Source organism: Bradyrhizobium sp. CCBAU 21365, assembly GCF_015291305.1.
GTDB classification, from domain to species: Bacteria; Pseudomonadota; Alphaproteobacteria; order Rhizobiales; family Xanthobacteraceae; genus Bradyrhizobium; species Bradyrhizobium elkanii.
The window spans coordinates 5,313,793-5,327,991 of sequence record NZ_CP030036.1 but is presented as its reverse complement, the minus strand read 5'-3'; the positions used below and the strand labels follow the sequence as shown (position 1 = coordinate 5,327,991).

At 60.9% G+C, this 14,199-nt stretch carries 21 protein-coding genes and 1 tRNA gene; 20 read left to right on the top strand and 2 right to left on the bottom strand.

Going from position 1 to position 14,199, the window contains the following annotated elements; translation table 11 throughout:
• Window positions 1–896 precede the first annotated feature (896 nt).
• Entirely contained in the window at window positions 897–1,505 is a 609-nt protein-coding gene (locus XI02_RS24650; RefSeq protein WP_028344174.1) for a phasin family protein, read from the top strand.
• Between the two features lie 191 nt (window positions 1,506–1,696).
• Here the strand turns inward: XI02_RS24650 and XI02_RS24645 are convergent, their stop codons facing one another.
• Complete coding sequence (locus XI02_RS24645; RefSeq protein ID WP_194483158.1) at window positions 1,697–5,797, bottom strand: Ulp1 family isopeptidase; 4,101 nt, start codon at window positions 5,795–5,797, stop codon at window positions 1,697–1,699.
• 917 nt (window positions 5,798–6,714) lie between these two features.
• Here XI02_RS24645 and XI02_RS24640 point away from each other — a divergent pair.
• The 17 genes from XI02_RS24640 to XI02_RS24575 all read left to right on the top strand — a co-directional run bounded on the left by XI02_RS24640 (window position 6,715) and on the right by XI02_RS24575 (window position 11,929).
• Window positions 6,715–7,239 (top strand): hypothetical protein, encoded by a 525-nt coding sequence (locus XI02_RS24640; protein ID WP_155258445.1) that lies wholly within the window; start codon window positions 6,715–6,717, stop codon window positions 7,237–7,239.
• A 177-nt stretch (window positions 7,240–7,416) separates the two neighbouring features.
• Window positions 7,417–7,545, top strand: coding sequence for a hypothetical protein (locus tag XI02_RS46040; RefSeq protein ID WP_256438753.1), 129 nt, complete (start codon window positions 7,417–7,419; stop codon window positions 7,543–7,545).
• Window positions 7,546–7,608: 63 nt separating this feature from the next.
• Window positions 7,609–7,902 (top strand): hypothetical protein, encoded by a 294-nt coding sequence (locus tag XI02_RS24635; protein WP_028340273.1) that lies wholly within the window; start codon window positions 7,609–7,611, stop codon window positions 7,900–7,902.
• On the top strand, window positions 7,899–8,147 hold the full coding sequence (locus XI02_RS24630; protein WP_028340272.1) for a hypothetical protein: 249 nt from the start codon (window positions 7,899–7,901) through the stop codon (window positions 8,145–8,147). The genes XI02_RS24635 and XI02_RS24630 overlap by 4 nt, the downstream gene beginning before the upstream one ends.
• Entirely contained in the window at window positions 8,144–8,278 is a 135-nt protein-coding gene (locus XI02_RS46035; RefSeq protein ID WP_256438752.1) for a hypothetical protein, read from the top strand. Before XI02_RS24630 ends, XI02_RS46035 begins: the two co-directional genes overlap by 4 nt.
• Complete coding sequence (locus XI02_RS24625; RefSeq protein ID WP_028340271.1) at window positions 8,278–8,613, top strand: hypothetical protein; 336 nt, start codon at window positions 8,278–8,280, stop codon at window positions 8,611–8,613. Before XI02_RS46035 ends, XI02_RS24625 begins: the two co-directional genes overlap by 1 nt.
• Entirely contained in the window at window positions 8,610–8,765 is a 156-nt protein-coding gene (locus tag XI02_RS24620; RefSeq protein ID WP_155258443.1) for a hypothetical protein, read from the top strand. The genes XI02_RS24625 and XI02_RS24620 overlap by 4 nt, the downstream gene beginning before the upstream one ends.
• Before the next feature lie 40 nt (window positions 8,766–8,805).
• Window positions 8,806–8,988: a hypothetical protein gene (locus XI02_RS24615; protein ID WP_028340270.1), complete on the top strand. Its 183-nt coding sequence runs from the start codon at window positions 8,806–8,808 to the stop codon at window positions 8,986–8,988.
• The gene (locus XI02_RS44890; protein ID WP_196238146.1) at window positions 8,988–9,173 is read left to right on the top strand and encodes a hypothetical protein; all 186 of its coding nucleotides are present in this window, start codon (window positions 8,988–8,990) and stop codon (window positions 9,171–9,173) included. The genes XI02_RS24615 and XI02_RS44890 overlap by 1 nt, the downstream gene beginning before the upstream one ends.
• The gene (locus XI02_RS24610; RefSeq protein ID WP_035631370.1) at window positions 9,142–9,396 is read left to right on the top strand and encodes a hypothetical protein; all 255 of its coding nucleotides are present in this window, start codon (window positions 9,142–9,144) and stop codon (window positions 9,394–9,396) included. Before XI02_RS44890 ends, XI02_RS24610 begins: the two co-directional genes overlap by 32 nt.
• A gap of 117 nt (window positions 9,397–9,513) precedes the next feature.
• Window positions 9,514–9,780: a hypothetical protein gene (locus XI02_RS24605; protein WP_155258442.1), complete on the top strand. Its 267-nt coding sequence runs from the start codon at window positions 9,514–9,516 to the stop codon at window positions 9,778–9,780.
• A 7-nt stretch (window positions 9,781–9,787) separates the two neighbouring features.
• A complete protein-coding gene (locus XI02_RS24600) occupies window positions 9,788–10,327 on the top strand; it encodes a hypothetical protein (RefSeq protein WP_028340267.1) in 540 nt (179 codons plus the stop codon).
• Window positions 10,324–10,479 carry a hypothetical protein gene (locus XI02_RS24595; RefSeq protein WP_155258441.1) on the top strand — a complete coding sequence of 52 codons (156 nt, stop codon included), beginning with the start codon at window positions 10,324–10,326 and terminating at the stop codon, window positions 10,477–10,479. The genes XI02_RS24600 and XI02_RS24595 overlap by 4 nt, the downstream gene beginning before the upstream one ends.
• Window positions 10,480–10,573: 94 nt before the next feature.
• A complete protein-coding gene (locus XI02_RS24590) occupies window positions 10,574–10,780 on the top strand; it encodes a hypothetical protein (protein ID WP_028340266.1) in 207 nt (68 codons plus the stop codon).
• A 26-nt stretch (window positions 10,781–10,806) separates the two neighbouring features.
• Window positions 10,807–11,313: a hypothetical protein gene (locus XI02_RS24585; protein ID WP_051447831.1), complete on the top strand. Its 507-nt coding sequence runs from the start codon at window positions 10,807–10,809 to the stop codon at window positions 11,311–11,313.
• Window positions 11,310–11,663: a hypothetical protein gene (locus XI02_RS24580; protein WP_028340265.1), complete on the top strand. Its 354-nt coding sequence runs from the start codon at window positions 11,310–11,312 to the stop codon at window positions 11,661–11,663. Before XI02_RS24585 ends, XI02_RS24580 begins: the two co-directional genes overlap by 4 nt.
• Window positions 11,664–11,665: 2 nt before the next feature.
• A complete protein-coding gene (locus XI02_RS24575) occupies window positions 11,666–11,929 on the top strand; it encodes a hypothetical protein (RefSeq protein WP_028340264.1) in 264 nt (87 codons plus the stop codon).
• Window positions 11,930–12,930: 1,001 nt separating this feature from the next.
• On the opposite strand, the gene XI02_RS46030 is transcribed toward XI02_RS24575, so the two are convergent.
• The gene (locus XI02_RS46030) at window positions 12,931–13,056 is read right to left on the bottom strand and encodes a hypothetical protein (RefSeq protein ID WP_256438751.1); all 126 of its coding nucleotides are present in this window, start codon (window positions 13,054–13,056) and stop codon (window positions 12,931–12,933) included.
• Between the two features lie 114 nt (window positions 13,057–13,170).
• Here XI02_RS46030 and XI02_RS24570 point away from each other — a divergent pair, with 114 nt between their 5' ends.
• Together XI02_RS24570 and XI02_RS24565 are read left to right on the top strand one after the other, a co-directional pair.
• Entirely contained in the window at window positions 13,171–13,602 is a 432-nt protein-coding gene (locus tag XI02_RS24570; RefSeq protein ID WP_051447830.1) for a hypothetical protein, read from the top strand.
• Between the two features lie 505 nt (window positions 13,603–14,107).
• Window positions 14,108–14,180 (top strand) — tRNA-Trp (locus XI02_RS24565).
• Window positions 14,181–14,199: the final 19 nt, after the last annotated feature.

Below are 14,199 nucleotides of genomic sequence, written 5' to 3'. Positions count from 1 at the left end.
AAATCCGAGGCCGCGAAAAGCGGTATGCCCTTCCAAAAGACCCCCCTGTTTTGGGGCCCCACGGCCACCGCCGCACTGGCAAAAGGGGATTTGTCCCGTGTCCTGGGACGTGGGACAGCCGACCTGAATTGCCGCATGGGTAGCGAGGGCTTCGCCCTGGAATAACAGACCAGTCACCGCCGCGGCCGGCGCGCGGCAGCGAGACCTCGGGCTGGGGGCCATGGGGTGAGATCTCGCCGTCGTGGGGTGGTTGGGGTTCTCAGCCTTGGAGGAGCTGAGGTCTTCATCGAACGCTCATTCAGGCCGCTCGTCAATGAGCATGGGGTCATTCTTGAGCCGCGGCCTACGGGTGGGAATGACCACGACGATCGCCACGCTGATCGACCACGACAAAGCGGCGGCCTATTACACGTGAAGATGCTCTTCACGATCCGTTGGCTTGAGCGGCCCCCCTTCGTGCGGTGGGCTCTCCTCACCTGGGCCACGAAGCCTGGGCGCGGCGGACCGCGGCCGGCGAGCACTTCGCGCTACCGAAATCTCGGCTGGCTGCCGAACAGATGGACGACATTGCCAACGCGCATCGGCGCGGCTGGCCGACTTCATGGCTGCGGATCTGTCCGCGCTCGACCTTCTGGTGGTCGAAATCGACGGGGTGCATCCCGGCGACGATCTTGTGGTGGTGGCCGCGACCGGGTTAGGGCCGCGTCTAACCGACCACTTCCAAAGCCATAATCACTGTACTGCTAGAACTAGTAGGTTCGCTGTTCTCAGTTCCCAGCTAAGCAAGTAGAGCCGTTTTGGAAGAAACCTGTCCTGAACATAAGGCCAGAAGGACCTGAAAAGTGCAATTGACGGTGCTAAGCAAGTCAGGAACTCGCAGAAAATGGAGAACAAGCATGGCAAACTTACGCCAGGACGACAAGTCTACACCAGGAGCAGATGATGCAGCTCGCCGTGCCGGCGAGCGGGCTGCCGAGCAGACCAGCCGTACCGGACAAGCTGCAGCTGATCAGACCGCGCATGTTGGACAAGGTGCCGCTCAAGCCGGAGAAGAAACGGCCCGATCAACTTCCGACTTTCTTAAGCAGAACCTCGAGACGGTGCAGAACGCATGGCGGATCGGCCTGGAAGCGACGACCTTAGCCGTGGGACGCTCTACCGAGCAACTTGGACGCACGCTCGGCGTCTCAGGAGAAGGGGTGCAACAGGCAAAAAAGGCAACGGAACGGTCGGCGCGCAATGCGCAAAAGATCCTTTCCACCAGTAATGCTGCTGCCAAAGTGATGAATGGAATTTCTGAAGAGTACAGCCAGATGGTTCGGCATCAAGTCGGGAAGAACATGGACTACATCAGCGAGCTGTGGACCTCGCGGACCCCTCAGGAATTTGTAGCCGCACAAAGTGATATTGTGCGGGAGTCTGTGGAAATTGCTCTGGAGGGTAGTCGTCGGATCGCCGACCTGTCGCTCAAAGTGGCCGAGGAAACCGGAAAGCAGATCAAGTGAAGTATGGAAGGAGTCCGATTGCCCCATGGGAGCGTTCTTCGTTGTAGTCGCCGCGCTTCCCCAGACAGCGCTCGTCGGATGGCTGCGCCGGGCTGTGTTGCTGGGCTGCGGCCTGATTCCGGTCCTTCGTGCCCGAGGCCCAGGCCGTCGGCGTGAGCCGCTCCAGCCTGAGCTATCCGCCCACGGCGACATCAACCCCTGAGTCGGTTCTGCAGCGCCTGCCGATTGGCAACGACGTTGCTAAGGTTCAGCTGGTCTGGCTCCCATCCTTGCGCCAATTGCCTAACCAGCTCCCGCGTGCCGTCCACGACAAAGACGCCGCAATCATAAGTGTTCTGCTGCTGGGCCATGTCGGCTAGCTCCAGGGGGAGGTTCAGCCTTCTTGCGAGATGTGCTGCATCTCTGTTGTTGAGTCCGCCGTAGGAATCGTAGTGATAGGCGACCGGCCGCCACCGGTCGCTGCGATCTACGAACAGCAGCGACCAATGGTTGCCGCGGCTATTAGGATCTTCAGGATTGCCATTAATCACGGGCAGGAACAGGAAGTCGGCTGTATCATTACCATTATCGTCATAGACGATGCGCTGGAACTCGGTTAGCACGACGCCATCGTCGTTAGAGCGCAGATAATTTAGGGCGATGAGGGGATTCACGAACCGCGTCCGGGCGGCGAGATCCGGATCGTTCCTCTGCAAATCCTGCTCCTGGAGCCCGTAATCCCTGTCGATATGCTGGTCGCCCAGCCATTCTGTGTCATCGAGCACCAGCCCGTGGCCGTGAGACGAGACTGTCGGATCTAAAGCCCCGATCTGAGCATTAGCGGAGGTGCTCGGAAACGGGCGTACAGAATTAGCATCGTCACGTGATTCGGACGGCGTGGGCGCAGTCAGATCGACCAATGGAAAACCGCGGTAGGCGTCTGAGCGAGCCCTGGCAAAAGGCGCCGCCGCAAAGTGAGCATCGTCGCGCAATTCGGACGGCGTGGGCGCATCCAGATGCACCAATGACTCAAGACCGCCGTAGGTGCCTGAGCGAGCCCTGGCAGCCGGCGCCGGCGCTGCTTCCAGCGTCGGCCACATACTCCAATCAAAGTCGAGCGGCATCTGCGGCGACCAGGTTGAGGCGGACCACGCAGGTTGCTGCCGTCCAGCTTGGACTATGTCCTGCGCCTGCCCAGGGGGAACCTCGGGCCACGATGGGCCGTCTTTCCCCATCAAACGCAGATCCCGATCGTAACCTTCCGGGAGGACCAATGGCCGACTGACAGCTCCCTGCGGCGCGCTGTGCTGCGCGGCGGCGCCCGCGACGTACGTCGCGGCCGCATGCGGCGCCGTTGCATCTTCGTGCCCGCTCGCCTGCATCATCGGCTGCGCATGCCATGGCGATGCACCCTGTTGATGGGTGGGGGCCGGGGTCGCGGCGATCTCGCTCAGCAGCCGCTCAATAGCAAGGCCTTGCGGATTGTCTAGGGTCCTCGGCCTCTTCGCTGGCCTTAACTCAGCTGCATCCTGTTCATCGTTGATGAGGATCTCCTCGCTTGGCGGGAGGTTGCTCCTGGCAAGTGCAGCCATCGGCTCTTCCGAGAACTGCTGGCCGTCCCGGCGCCAGTTCAGGGGACGAATGGAATCTCCGGGATCCGATGCCTGGTCGTGCCGCGCGACTGGCTCGAGAGATGACGACGGGCCGGGTTCGTCCATCAGCCCCAAAACCAAATCCTGCTCGTGGCGTTCCGCAGGAAGCAGTTTCTCTGGCCAACTGCCAACTTCCTGCGAGCTGTGCTGCGCTGCGGCGTCGCCGGCCCGCCTCGGCTCCATCAGTGCCGCGCCTTCGGGATCAGGACCGAGGGAAATATAGCGCTCGCGCTCCATCGCTTTAGCGCCCGCCTGTGATTTTCGGAGTTGACCTAATGCGGCATCGATCGTCCGGATGCCACCGAAGTCCTTTTTATAGGCCTCGACATCTTCATCCAACGCCCCGCCGGAAAGCCGAGTAGCAATGCCCTTCTTGTTATTTTCACGCAGGTGGTGACCGAAACTGCGAAGAGCAGTCGCATACACACCGCCGGTACTTGTCGCTGCTTCGTTTTGGTACTCTATGATGAGAGCCGCGTCCTGGAGGTAAGGATTTAGCTCAGTGGTGGCTGTGACCGTCACTCCGCCCGTCGACTGAAAGGTCCGGAGAAGACCTATTGACCTAATAAGGAGGCGACTGCCCTTACCCTTTTCGATGAACTCACGCGCATCATCGGTCAGCGACTCTTTTTCGAGCCGATCAACAATGCTCGTTTTGTTATTTGCCAAGAGCCAGCGGCCAAAGGCGCGAAGCGGGCCTACAAGGTCTTTGGCGGTGCGTTCGGCGGCGTTGCCACTGCGGAGGGCCTCCTCAAGCCCCGAAATAAGGGGAGCATCCTCGGAATAAAGAGGCTTCCTCCGCCCTCTCAAAATCCCAGTTGACTGAGCCGGCTGCGGCGCCGACGACGACGGGCCGGGTTCGTCCATCCGGCCCAAATCCTGATCGTGGCCTTCCGCAGGAAGAAATTCCTCTGGCCAACTGCCAGCTTGCTGCGACGCACTGTGCTGCGCAGCGGCGTCGCCGACCTGCATCGACTCCATCAGGGCCGCGTCTTTGGGATCAATATGCCGCTCGAGCTCCATCGCGTTAGCGCCGGCCTGCGATTTTCGGAGTTGAGCCAGAGCGGCACCGATCCTCGAATCAGCACCGGCGCCCTTCTTATAGCTATTGATATCTTCATCCAACGCCCCGCCGGAAAGCCGAGTAGCAATGCCCTTCTTGTTATTTTCACGCAGGTAGTGACCGAAACTGCGAAGAGCAGTTGCATACATCCGGCCGGTACTTGTCGCTGTTTCTTTTTTGTACTCGTTGATGAGATCCGCGTCCTGAGGGTGAGGATTTAGCTCAGTGCGGGCTGTGACCGTCACTCCGCCCGTCGACTGGAAGGTCCGGAGATGGTTCAATTCCTCTGACCAACTGCCAGCTTGCTGCGACGCACTGTGCTGCGCAGCGGCGTCGCCGACCTGCATCGACTCCATCAGGGCCGCGTCTTTGGGATCAAAATGGCGCTCGGGCTCCATCGCCTTAGCGCCGGCCTGCGATTTTCGGAGTTGAGCCAGAGCGGCACCGATCCTCGAATCAGCACCGGCGCCCTTCTTATAGCTATTGACATCTTCATCCAACGCCCCGCCGGAAAGCCGAGTAGCAATGCCCTTCTTGTTGTTTTCACGCAGGTAGTGACCGAAACTGCGAAGAGCAGTTGCATACATCCGGCCGGTACTTGTCGCTGTTTCTTTTTTGTACTCGTTGATGAGATCCGCGTCCTGAGGGTGAGGATTTAGCTCAGTGCGGGCTGTGACCGTCACTCCGCCCGTCGACTGGAAGGTCCGGAGATGGTTCAATTCCTCTGACCAACTGCCAGCTTGCTGCGACGCACTGTGCTGCGCAGCGGCGTCGCCGACCTGCATCGACTCCATCAGGGCCGCGTCTTTGGGATCAAAATGGCGCTCGGGCTCCATCGCCTTAGCGCCGGCCTGCGATTTTCGGAGTTGAGCCAGAGCGGCACCGATCCTCGAATCAGCACCGGCGCCCTTCTTATAGCTATTGACATCTTCATCCAACGCCCCGCCGGAAAGCCGAGTAGCAATGCCCTTCTTGTTGTTTTCACGCAGGTAGTGACCGAAACTGCGAAGAGCAGTTGCATACATCCTGCCGGTACTTGTCGCTGTTTCTTTTTTGTACTCGTTGATGAGATCCGCGTCCTGAGGGTGAGGATTTAGCTCAGTGCGGGCTGTGACCGTCACTCCGCCCGTCGACTGGAAGGTCCGGAGATGGTTCAATGCCGCAAGGATATTCGAGGGACGCCTCTTTTCGAACTCGCGTGCATCATGGGTCAGCGACGGGTCGTTGAGCCGAGCAACAATGCTCGTTTTGTTATTTGCGAAGAGCCAGCCGCCAAAGCTGCGAAGTGAAGTTAGATAGTCCCCAGCGTTGCGGTGGGTGGGGTTGCCGATAAGGGCCTTCTCAAGCCCCGAAATAAGGCGAGCGTCCTCGGAATAAAGGAGATGCTTGCCCTGCCGTCCTATCAAAACCCAAGTTGACTGAGCCGACTGCAGCGCCGAGGCGGCCGGCATTGCTCCACCACCTCCATCTGAGTTGGCGATCTCGCTCAATTGCCGCTCAAAGGTCGCCGCGGCTGCGGACGGAGCCGCGGGTGAGCTCTCTTGCGGGCCCGTGCTGTCCGATTGTTCATGCACCGACTTGGTCGAGGGGAAATCCATCCGTTCTCACCTTCAAAATATGAACATGGGCTTCGATCTGACATGCTGGGAATCAGCAACAAACCACCCTTTACGGCCCTCGACAGGCGCGCACCGTGAGCATCGGCAGCCGATGTTTTTGCAAGGCGACCAGCCCTGTATGTTTTGTTAAATGGGGAAGCTGTCGAGAACCTGATGACGACAATTGCCGCGCCAAGACAGCATGGTGCATGTGCCTGCGCGCTTCGCCGTCAACAGCCGAGAGACCGAAGATACCGAAGATTCAGAGACAAAATACTGCTTCTCATCGGTGAGGCGTACGGCCAGCTTTCGCGGCTCCAGCCAACATCTTGACAGGATGCGCTGAACGCGCGAGGCAAAAATCGAAACGCAACCACTTTTGGTGCCTTACAATTCAGTATTGATCTTAAGACGCCTATTGCTGAATCGGCTTGCAAATTTTGGACGCCGATCCCCCGGCTTAGGGGGGCAGAATTGCAGAATGACACCCACGTCACCCCAATAGACGAACCATTCACCTGGTCGGTGCTCGTCGTTGTCCCGGCGTCGGGTAAGCTGGGTCAATTGGGACGAACCTGTGGTTTCTGACACTCGGTGCGGGGTGGAGCGCTTCGCGCTCAGTCCATACCGTAACAGGGCGGCTGGCCTTACCGGGATTTGTAAGGGACCACCGGCATCTGGTGCCGCGGCATCTCGTGCCGGTACCACCGGCATCTCGTGCCGGTACCACCGGCATCTGGTGCCGGTACCACCGGAATCTCCTGCCGGTACCACCGGCACCAGGTGCCTACTAACCTATCAAGAAACAACACTGAACCAACATTGAACCCAAAGAGGGCTGGCTGGCCTGTCGTTTGCATTAATTGGAGCGTCATGATAGCGAAAAGCAAACGACACCATAGGCGGAGATGATCGAAGTGGACCAGGCCGAGAAGAAGCGCAAGCGCAGAGAGCCGTTTGCGACGGTCTGGGACGAGTACATCGGAAGAGCCCGCCAAGGCGCCGAGAGCAGGGGACTGAAGTTCGAAATCGATGCCCGCTACATCGAGCAGCTGTTTGCTGAACAAAACGACCGGTGCCGCATCAGCGGCCTCCCGCTGACGGCCGACCGGAAGGTTATGCACCCGACCGCGTCGCTCGACCGCATCGAAAGCCACCGAGGCTACGAGAAGGGCAACGTGCAGTGGATCCACAAGGTCGTGAACATCATGAAGAGCGACCATGACGAGGAATACTTCATCGCGATGTGCTCGCAGATCGCGGCGCACCGCGGAAACCCTGACGGACTGACGTCAAGGGAGCGAGCCGCGCTCGCCGGCCAGGCTCAGTGCTCGAAGCCCGCGAAGCGCACTTCCGGCACCCACAATTTCAAGACAGCGCCGAAGCCTGTCCGGCCGCCGGCCCCGGATCAGTTCGCCTCGGCGGGAGGGATGCTGTTCTGAGTGGCATTTCTGCACCACTTGGACCCTCGTTTGCATTCTTTTGATCGACCCTTGACGGAAACTGCATATGGGGGTATCTACTGCGCTACGTTAGCATTCGTGCAAACGGCCATCATCAAGCCCCCAACCCAGCCAGCCGGTTCCCGCCGGACTGGCCGGCGCGGGCAGAGGAACCCAATGACCCTCACGGACCTGCAATTCGTGGCGGCACTCGGCGTGCTCACCATGAAATTGCTCGTCCTGACCTTCGGGGCGCTCGCCATCACCTCGATGGCGTTTGTGATCACCGCCGTCTGCAAACGCTGACACCAAGTTACCCAGAGCCCGGTCTCGCCCACGGCAGACCGGGGCACCCTTTCCGGAGCGACCATGCCTCGCAGACGCCGACGCCAGGAAGAAGATCTCGTTCATGCCGCCGTCGAGGCGTTGGAGGATGAGATCCGATGCTGGCAGCAGCGGGAGAGGCCGTATTCCGGCGACATGGTCACGCTGACGCGCTGGCCGCTCAGCCGCATTGCTGGACCAATCGGTCCTGCCGAGGTCGACGCTCAGGCGATGCAGACCATCGAGCACATCGATCTTCAGAAAAACGAGGTTCCGTTCTTCCTCCGCTATCGCGGCATGGAGGCGGCGATCAAGAAGATCCGCGAGCTGGAAGCATGAAGCAGCTCGGTGACATCCTGCTGGGCCTCGGGCTCGGCCTCACGATCGCGGCCCTGATCGCCAACAACTGGCGGCGGTCGAAGCCTCGCGTCCATGGCTGGAGCGAAGCCGACGCCGAGCTGCTGACGATGCCGGCGCACGAGCGCCTGGCCCGGCAGCTCGCCGTCCGGGCAGGCGCCCCCGAGTTCATGTGGCGGCGGTACACGCCGCTCGCCGTTTCGATCATCCTGAGGAAGCCGTCATGAGCCGTCGTCGCCAGCTGCAGATCATCCGCGATCAGATCCACGCCGAGATGCGGGACGGCCTGACGCAGACCATGCTGATCGCCTTCCTGGTGATCGCCGCGATCGACGTCATCGCCCGGAACATCCACTGATGGCGCGGACTGGCAATTACCAGATCCCGTTCGACGAGGCCGGTAACCAGCTCCATTACCCGGAGGTCTGGACCTTCGTGAACGGCAAGCGCGGCGACGTCGTCTGGCGCGACAACGTGCCGTTCCAGGCCAAGCTGACCTACACCGGCTTCAACCGCGGCCGGTCGGCGGCCTACCTCGACTTCACCGACGAGAACGGCAAGTCGGTCACCTTCTTCATGAAGGACTTCGACAAGCTCGTCCCGCACCTGAGCGGGGGCGCCGTCACCGGCACATTCATCTTCGTCAAGCGCGGCCAGAACTACGGCTGCCAGCTGATCGAGCCCGTCGCGTGAGCGTCGGCCAGGGCAAGGCGCTTCGCGCTCACCAGCACAAGATGAACCGCAAGCAGGACATCTCCGATCGCCGCGGTCGCGAGTTGCAGGAGCGCGTCGAGCAGCGCCGCAAGGCGAGGCAGCTCCGCAAACCAGTTTCCAAGAGCCCGTGATCTGCTCCGAGCAGCACGGGTCCACCCTTCAGAGAGAACCATGCCCGCCAAGAAGAAGACCGCCGAGAAGTCCGCAGCCGTCATCACGGTCAAGGACGCGCCCGAGATGACCAAGCGCGGCCGGCGCCAGGTCGCCGAGTGGATGCGCAAGCAGGCCGACTTCCTGGAGTTCGAGGGCAAGGCGTTCTCGAAGCGCTTCACCGCGCGCTACCTCTATCGCTGATGGCCAGCGATACCTGCGATGCCTGCGGCAAAACGGAAGAAGGCGTCGCCTGGTTCGCAGCAGCCTTTCGAAAGGTACGGCTTAAAAAAGATAAGCCTGATCCCGGAAACCTCTGCGGAGGATGCGCCGGCTCCATCACCGGAAAAGAAATCGGTGCCGAAGTCTCCGGCCGAGCCAAGGCCTGATCCGATCTCGACCAGCCCGTTCGCGTTGCAAGCCTACGAGCTGATCAAGGTTCTGGATCCGCTCGTCGGTGTGGCCGAGGCGACCTTCTTCATGAACCGCAGCAACGAAATGCTCGGCGGCATCACCCCGGTGACCGCGATCAAGCAAGGCCGGCTCGACGACGTCAAGCGCGCCGTGCGCGCGGTCGCAGCAGAGAAGGGCGTCTTCCAGACGCCGTTGTGATGAAGACCAAAACCCGGAAGCCGGCGAAGCGGTATCGACCGCTCGCTTGCGGCTGCTGCGACAGCATCGACTGTCGCGAAACCATCAACCATCAAATCGAGTGGCGCGAGGCACAAGATGAGCTTGCAGACGATCACCCCGTGGTGCGCCGTAGTTGCGGCGAGCGAGACGATCGCTAGGCAGTACATGGACGCCTTCAAGCTCTCGTCCGAGATCTGGGATGCGCGCCAGCACGACACGGCGCTCGGCGCCCAGTACGAGCACATCGTGCTGATCCGGCCGCACTGGCGCATGGCGCCCGCCGAGGTCGCCCACTTCGAAAGGAACGTCCTGCCGATGTGGCTGACCCGCCTGTCGCCGAACGGCAAACTGAAAGTCATCTGAGGACATCATGGACGCCGCCGAAGTCACCGACCACAAGCCAGTTTCGATCTGGAACAAACTCAACCCGCTATGGTGGCTCGTCGGCGATGACGGCTGGAACGTGCCGGACGTCAACAACGGCGCGCCGTACCTGCCGGAGGTGACCAACATCTGGCTGCGGCGCTTCTACTGGTTCATCTGCCGCAACCCGCTGATGAACTTCGTCGGCTACGTGCTCGGCGTCGAGGACAAGAACTACTGGGTCTACGGCTCGGACCAGGTGCTGCGCACCACCGGCCGCGACTGCACCCCGCAGGCCTTCGGCTTCCGCTGGGCGGTGCTCGACCCGGGCGTCTCGTTCGGCGCCATCGCGGTCACGCTGATCGCCGCCGCGCTCGCATGGTTCATCCATCCGGCGTTCGCCGTGGTCCTCCCAATCTCGCTGTTCAAGGCGGCCGGTCTCTTGCCGTTCGTCAACTACTGGAACGGCTCTCTCGAGTTTTACCTGGGCTGGCGGCCGGCAAGCGGCGGCTTCGGCACCAAGATCATTTTCACGGAAAGCACATGATCATCGAAGCCATCATCCTCGGCGTCGCTCTCTACGCCGGCCTCTCCTCGATCGGCGACGCCATCGACAATGTCGCGGTCGGCATCGAGCAGGCCTCGCTCAACCAGATGGCGTTCTTCCAGGACGACGAAGACGACGAGGAGGGCAAGTGATGCCGTTCCCGCTGTCCATCTTCCTGTTCAGCTACGTGATCTGGCAGGCCTCGATCGAGCGCGCCTTCACGTTCAACCCGGTCGAGCTGCGCCCGTGACGATCACCCTCAATTCCTGGGCCATCCCGGTCTTCTTGACCGCGCTGCTCTGGCTCGCCGTCCAGCTCTGGCCGGTCTCCGAGAACAACGGCGGCTTCGGCTTCAGCCAGGCCTTCGACTATCTGCTCCACGCCGTTGTCGGCATCATCGCCACGCTGGTGATCTGGCTCGTTTATTTCGCCACGCGCTTCGCCATCGGCTGAGCCGGCGCGCACCAAAAGCCACGCCAATGAAACTGCTGCAACTCGCCCTCGCGGGCGTGCTGATGCTGTGCGCCCTGGCGCCAGCGTCAGCGAGGGACGTGCCGGTCCAGGTCGAGTCGGGCCGCAACGTCACGTTCATCACGGACGATCCCGGCGGGCTCATCGTGGACTTCGTCAAGAAGTACTCCGACATGCGCGACGCCAGGACGAAGGTCGTCCTGACCGGCGAGTGCGTCTCGGCCTGCACCTTGATGCTGAGCATCCTGCGGCCCGAGCTGGTGTGCGCGATGCCGGAGGCTGCCCTCGGCTTCCATTCAGCATCGACCATCACGAAGGAGCCGGGCAAGCCAGACGTCATCGAGCACGCTCCGGAGATCTCGCTGCTGGTCTTCAACAGCTATCCGGCCAAGGTACGTTCGTTCCTCGAAGCGCGCGGCTGGCGCGGTGCCAATGCACACCCGGACATCATCTGGGTGAGGGGAAAGAACCTCCGGAAGATGATCCGGCCTTGCACCGAGGCAGACATGTCATGAAGCGCCGCCGCCCGCTCGACCGCCGCAAGCTGCCGTCGATCATCAAGATCGGCATCTTCGAGTATCGGCTGCTCCACTGGAATCCGTTGGAGGCCGACGCAGAAGGCTGCAAGGGGATGTGCAACATCTTCGAGTTCTGGATCAAGGTCCGCGAGGATCTGCCGGACTCAGGCTTCGCCGAGACGCTCGAACACGAGATCAACCACGCCTGCTGGGAAGCCGCAAAGCTGAAGAGCCGTGCGGCCGAAGAGACGGTCATCAACCGACTGACCCCGGTGATGATCATGGCCCGGCGCGACAACCCGCAAATCTACGCCTGGATCGACCAGGCCATCGCCCAGAAAGAATAGCCATGCTCAACGCCATGGTCGCGTCGTCGAAGACGCACGCCGCAGCCATGATCCGTTGGCTCGGTCTCAAGCCTGAAGAGTGGGAGCCGATCGCCTACGGCGATCCGATCCATAAGATGTTCGCCAACGTGCGCCTGGTGCGCCCGAGCGAAGGCGTCGACCAGGCTCACACCGACTGGGTGCTGGAGAAGCTCGTTCCGTACATCTGTCTGACCTGCACGACGGTGCCGCTGAACTGGCGCATTCCGCAGGAACACGTCTCCTGAAAGAGAACATGAAGAAGAAGCACATCAGGAAGGTATCCAAGAACACCAAGCTGACCGAGTTGCGGCTGGAGCGTAAGCGCCGACGCAAGCGCAAGGCAGCTGGCTAACGAACAACCATCCCCGGAGCACAGAACAGGGAGCAGGGTCAATGAGCCCTGACCGACTGCTCAGCCCGGCCTGCGGCGGGGGTTTCTCCTCCTTTACCCCGCCGCGCCCGATGACAAATCAGCTCAGCTGCAAAACATCGGGCACCTGACATTCTCTTTACGTTCTCTTGCGGAAAAAAGTTGCCCGTTTTTGGAAAGACTTTTCCGGGCATGAGACGTTCCACGAACAGGTGGCGTACCGCACCGGCAACGGTGTCGGCTCTAACGGGTAAGCCAGTAGCCCCGTAGTCCTCGTAATTCTTCAAAGCGGCCCCTGAGGGGAACGGCTGATCCCCGTCAACGCGATGCAGTTGAGGCACAGGCTCGTCGACTTCTGGATTGGACGCGCCCCACCTGTTTGGCTCGTGATGACACGCGGCGGCGTTATACGCACAGCCTATCGGCGAAGAGGTCCATGGTAAGTCGCCGACGACCGTTTGAGGCCAGCGTGATGCAGGTCGAGGTCGAAAGGATCCGAGTCGTCGTCCTGTGGGATGACGACGGTCACGAGCCAACTATTATACCCCCAAGAGCGGTGACGCGACATGCGTCCAGCGCAGGAACTGCGCGATGGCGATGGTGCCCCACGAGCCCTGTAATCCGACACGAGGTGCGCCGCTCTTGTTTATCTTTCCCCCACGGTGGGCTCACCAGTTCTGCTCGCAGTAGCCTGGACCCCGTAAGCCGAACTGCAGGCCGTGATAGGTCGATCGCGCGATCGACCTTTTGGTTGCTGGTAACCTCCAACCCCGCAAGGGGCGGTGGCCCGAAGTGCGGGTCGAACAAAGCCAGAGCTTTTCCTCGGTGCTAGCCGTCGAGGGCTCGCGTAGACCGCAAGCCCTCGACCAAGATCTCTTACTTGCCGCCACCACCGGGGTCATGCCCGCCGCCAGCGATGGCCGGCTGCGAGTGGATGATGACGCCGGCCGTCCCGCCAATCACGGCGAGCATCAGTGCAACGGCCACCAGGATCTTGCGCATATAGCACCTCTCAGGTTGACGCTCTTATTAGTTCTGGTTCCACCAGCGGAAGTTCAAGAGAGGGGCGGTTCATTACAAACTTTTCATGGGTATCGGGCAACCGAGAGTATTCTTATGTTCAAGCACGGTCATTCCCGCGACAGCGGCGAGTCTCCGACATACCGGTCTTGGGTCGCAATGATCCAGCGCTGCTATGATCCGGCCAGCACGTCCTATGAGAGCTATGGCCAGCGCGGCATCACTGTGTGTGATCGCTGGCGCGGACATGATGGCTTCGAAAACTTTCTAGCGGATGTTGGCGAGCGCCCGTCGTTGAAGCATTCGATCGACAGGATCGACAACGAAGGCCACTACGAGCTTTCGAACTGCAAGTGGTCAACGGTGAAGGAGCAAAACCGGAACCGCCGATCAACTCGCTGGGTAGACTTCCGCGGGCGAACAATGTCGCTCGCCGAGGCGATCGAACTGTCTGGCCTTCCGGAGGCCAGAGTGAAGCGACGTCTCTACGTTTACAAGTGGCCTCTTGAAGACGCGCTTGCTGCTTAATTTCTCGGTGCCAGCCGACACGTCAAATGAAATGACATAGGGGTGGCTGGTTAAATGGGGCCATGTGCCAAGCCGAGTGCTCGCTGTTGCGAGCGCAGCCCGCCACCGTCTGTTGTGGCGGGCACCTATTGAGCCCCAGGATCGTTGCTCACGATAAACGCCAGCACTGACCATGCGCGCGTGTGACGCTCCCCTGGGCCACCCGGATCACAGCTGGTCTCGTGATCTCGCGGGAGGGTGGGCGCTGTCGAGGAGCAGCAGGCAAGGCCTGGCGAAGGTCATCCTCTCTAATTCGGTCGAGGGCGGAACGGCCTCCCGCCACGCCGCTGATCCTGAGAAGCACGTAGGGAAGGCGGCAAAGTACGAGCAATCGGAAGAGATGCGGGCACATGGGCAACCCGCCGACCGAACCAAAAGCCGCAAGGCGCACGCCATCCCCAAGATAGGCGTCCCGACGACTGGGCAATCCGTCGCGTGAAGAAATCGGGTAGGGGCTCCATTCTGCATCGGTGAGCCAGTGGTGGTGGCACGGTATCCAAAACCGAAGTCCGCTGGTTCGACTCCAGCCACCGGTGCCAATCAACAAAAAGAAGAAAC